Raw genomic sequence first — 3,726 nt, 5'->3', positions numbered from 1 at the left:
CGCCGCTCGGGTTGCAACTGCCAGCCGGAGTGCGCCAGCGGTACCAACGCGGCACCCGCAGTCAGGACACCGAGGCGTTGTAAAAATTGCCGTTTTCCACTATCCATTGATTTCTCCCAAAAAGTATCAACCGGGGAGCTGATACAAAGGAGTGTAAAAGTGGCGCACGACCGTCAATATTGTGGTTTACCACATTCCCTACTGCGGCTTGATCCAGGACAATTCTGGCGGGCGATCGAGATCATAAAAATGGAGATGATGTGAAAAAAGCAGTACTGATGATCTTGCTATGCGGCTGGTTGGGCTCAGCCTGGGCGGGGCAATGGACTATCGCCGTGCTGGCATTACGCGGTGATACACATGCCCTGGCCCAATGGCAGCCGTTAATTAACCACCTCAATCGTCAGTTCCCAGACGAAAGCTTTCAACTGTTGCCGTTAAACCTGGCCAATATGGGGGAAGCCGTCAGTAACGGCCAGGTCGATTTTCTGCTCACCAACCCGGCGCAGTATATTCAGTTGGACAATAGTTACCCGTTACGCTGGTTGGTGTCCTTACGCTCCAGTAAAAATCAGCAGAATGCTTCAAACAACGTGATAGGCAGCGTGATATTGGTACGCCGCGATAGTCCAGTGACCAGGGCTAATCAGCTCACTGGTAAAAAAATGGGCGCGGTCTCCCCTGACGCTTTTGGCGGCTATCTGCTGGGCTATAAGGAGCTGCTGGCCGCCGGCATACATCCGGAAAAAGATCTGCAACTGCACTTCAGCGGTTATCCGGTAGACGCCCTGCTTTACCTGCTGCGCGATCGGGCACTGGATGCGGCCATAGTGCCGGTTTGCCTGTTGGAAGAGATGGAGAAAGAGGGATTACTAAAGGCCAATGATTACCGTGCCCTGCTGGCCAAACCCAGCGCACAGCCCTGCCTGACCAGCAGCGTGCTTTATCCCAACTGGTCGTTTGCCGCCTTGAACCACGTGCCCGATCCGCTGGTCGATGAGCTGACCCGCCAACTGTTGCAAATGAATACCCCAGGTCTCCCTGCCTGGGGCGCTCCCGCCTCATCCCGCCAGGTAGATCAATTGCTGCGCGATCTGGATCGCCATCCTGCACAGCGTTCACTCTGGCAAGAGATACACAGTTGGGCATTGCAACATCTGCTCCTACTTGGCACGATCGCCGGAGGCATGTTACTGCTTGGCGCTAACCATCTGTGGATCGGCCACCTGGTACGCCTGCGTGGGCGCGAACTAGAACAAATGCATCTGACGCTGCGGGCCAGAGAAGCGGCGCTAGCCCGGGCGCAACGCCTCAGCACCCTGGGTGAGATGGCTTCCGGCTTTGCTCACGAACTTAACCAGCCTCTGGCGGCTATTCGTCACTATGCCGAAGGTTGCCGAATTCGCCTTGAGCGCAGCGATCCGCAGCACGAGCTGTTGCCGATCCTCGAACAGATTGGCCAACAGGCGCAACGAGGGGCCGAAACTATCGTTAATCTGCGCCAATGGGTCAGTAAAACGCCGCACCATGAGAGCGCGCAATGGCTACCACTGCGTCCGCTGGTGGAAAACGTCATCAAACTGATGCGTATCGAACAGCATTATCCGCAGTGCCAACTGGTCATCATCATCGCCCCGAAAAGCCAATTGTATAGCCAGGCCACGCTGTTGGAGCAGGTGCTCACCAACTTGTTAAGCAACAGCCTGCAAGCCGGTTGCCAACAGATCACCTTGCGTCTGGAAACCGACGGCGATCGGCAGACGCTGATACTGGAAGACGATGGCGGCGGCCTCAGCGCCGAACAGTTAGCACAGCCGTTCGTGCCTTTTCGTAGTACTAAATCGGAAGGGCTAGGCCTGGGGCTGGTGATCTGCCAGCGGCTGTTAAGAAGCCAACAGGGTGAACTGATGCTGGAAAATTATTCGATATCGCCACAACGGCAGGGGCTACGCGTTACCCTGCTCTTCCCTGGGATCATAAAGGAAACTCGCCATGGCGCTGATACATCTGGTCGATGACGATCTGGCGGTCACCGACGCCAGCCGCTTTTTACTTGAAGGGCTGGACTATCAGGTACAGATCTGGAACGACAGCCAAAGCTTTATCGACCAAGTCGCCCCTTACCAATGTGGCGTCGTAATGCTGGATATCCGCATGCCGGGGATCGATGGGCAGCAAGTCCATCAGCGGCTACGCGAGCGGGAAAGTACGCTGGCAGTAGTAATCGTTACCGGTCATGGCGATATCGCTATGGCGGTAGCGGAGATGAAATTGGGGGCGTTGGATTTCCTGCAAAAACCGATTGCTACCGCACCGCTGATCGCCGCGTTGGAACGGGGGATTGCCCATTCTCAACGTCAGGTTGAGCGCTACCAGTTGCAGCAGCGTTTCAGTACGCTGACCTCACGCGAGCGTGATATCGCGGGAGCCGTTGCCGCCGGAATGACCAACAAGGCTATAGCCGATCGTTACTTCGTCGCCGTACGCACCGTTGAGGTACACCGCTCTAAGGTGATGGAGAAGATGCAGGCCACCAGCCTGGCGGAATTGGTGAGTTCGCTAAACCTGCTGGCGGCACAGGAGCAAAAAAAATGCCGGTCAGCGTAAACTGACCGGCATCTGGTTCAGACGGTGCGTGGCTTATTCAGCCGCACACCGGGCAATCACGGCAGGATCGAAGGCTGATCGGCGCCCTCTTTCTCCACTTTCTGCTGCAGCATGTGTTCGCGTTTCATACCCAGTTTCAACGCCAGCGCAGAGGCGACGTAGATAGAGGATATGGTACCGATAGACACACCGATCAGCATGGTCAGGGAGAAGCCCTGCAGCATCGCGCCGCCGAAGAGGTACAGCATCAGAACCACCATCAGCGTAGTGGCGGAGGTCATGATGGTACGGCTCAGCGTCTGCGTCAGCGAGACGTTCATGATTTCGTAAGGCGTACCGCGACGGATCTTGCGGAAGTTCTCACGAATACGGTCAGAGACCACGATACTGTCGTTCAGCGAGTAACCGATCACCGACATCAAGGATGCCACGATGGTCAGGTCAATCTCGATATGGAACAGCGACAGCACGCCCATAGTGATGACCACGTCGTGCGCCAGGGCGATAACGGCCCCCGCGGCCAAACGCCATTCAAAACGGAAGCCCACGTAAATCAGGATACTGATCAACGCCACCAGCAGCGCCATGCCGCCGGTTTGCGCCAGTTCTGCCCCTACGCTTGGGCCAACGAATTCAATACGTTTGACGGACGCATTCTTATCGACTGATTCGTTGATCACGCCAATGACTTTGTTACCCAGTTCCTGGCCTGCGGTACCGATCGCCGGTGGCATACGCACCATCACGTCACGGCTGCTGCCAAAGTTCTGGATAATCGGGTCCTGGAACCCGGCTTTTTCCAACGTATCGCGCATCAGGTCCAGATTCGCGGGTTGCTCCAGGGTAATTTCAATCACCGTACCACCGGTGAAATCCAGACCCCAGTTAAACCCACGCACGGACATAGTCGCGATCGACGCTACCAACAGCAACAAAGAGATGCCGAAGGCCACGTAATCCCAGCGCATAAAGTCATAGACTTTACGGCCGTAGTTGAGTTGTTCAACAGTATAATCCTGTGCCACAACGCACTCCTCAGATAGACAGCTTGTTAATGCGCTTGCCGCCGTAAAGCAGGTTGACGATGGCACGGGTACCGACAATCGCGGTGAACATGGA

General features: G+C 55.8%; 4 protein-coding genes and 1 pseudogene. 2 read left to right on the top strand and 3 right to left on the bottom strand.

Annotation, left to right across the window (positions count from 1 at the left end; translation table 11 throughout):
- A pseudogene (locus ACLQ7H_RS06850) lies at nt 1-107 on the bottom strand (tetrathionate reductase subunit B); the annotation flags it as partial.
- A gap of 171 nt (nt 108-278) precedes the next feature.
- On the opposite strand from ACLQ7H_RS06850, the gene ttrS reads away from it, so the two are divergent.
- Both ttrS and ttrR read left to right on the top strand, forming a co-directional pair.
- Nucleotides 279-2,018 carry a tetrathionate respiration histidine kinase TtrS gene (ttrS, locus tag ACLQ7H_RS06845; protein WP_411752028.1) on the top strand — a complete coding sequence of 580 codons (1,740 nt, stop codon included), beginning with the start codon at nt 279-281 and terminating at the stop codon, nt 2,016-2,018.
- A complete protein-coding gene (ttrR, locus tag ACLQ7H_RS06840; protein ID WP_411752026.1) occupies nt 1,993-2,607 on the top strand; it encodes a tetrathionate respiration response regulator TtrR in 615 nt (204 codons plus the stop codon). Before ttrS ends, ttrR begins: the two co-directional genes overlap by 26 nt.
- A 56-nt stretch (nt 2,608-2,663) precedes the next feature.
- Here the strand turns inward: ttrR and secF are convergent, their stop codons facing one another.
- Nucleotides 2,664-3,632 (bottom strand): protein translocase subunit SecF, encoded by a 969-nt coding sequence (gene secF / locus ACLQ7H_RS06835; protein WP_411752025.1) that lies wholly within the window; start codon nt 3,630-3,632, stop codon nt 2,664-2,666.
- Between the two features lie 10 nt (nt 3,633-3,642).
- The coding region (locus ACLQ7H_RS06830; RefSeq protein WP_411752027.1) for a hypothetical protein at nt 3,643-3,726 on the bottom strand (84 nt) is incomplete at its 5' end.

Source organism: Serratia sp. (in: enterobacteria) (genome assembly GCF_046715635.1).
Classification (GTDB): domain Bacteria; phylum Pseudomonadota; class Gammaproteobacteria; order Enterobacterales; family Enterobacteriaceae; genus Chania.
The sequence above is the reverse complement of the archived record's forward strand: the minus strand, read 5'-3'. Positions and strand labels throughout refer to the sequence as shown.

Bases quoted from the DNA above. Each gene is read 5' to 3' on its own strand.
- ttrR (WP_411752026.1), top strand. From the start codon at position 1,993: ATGGCGCTGATACATCTGGTCGATGACGATCTGGCGGTCACCGACGCC.
- ttrS (WP_411752028.1), top strand. From the start codon at position 279: ATGATCTTGCTATGCGGCTGGTTGGGCTCAGCCTGGGCGGGGCAATGG.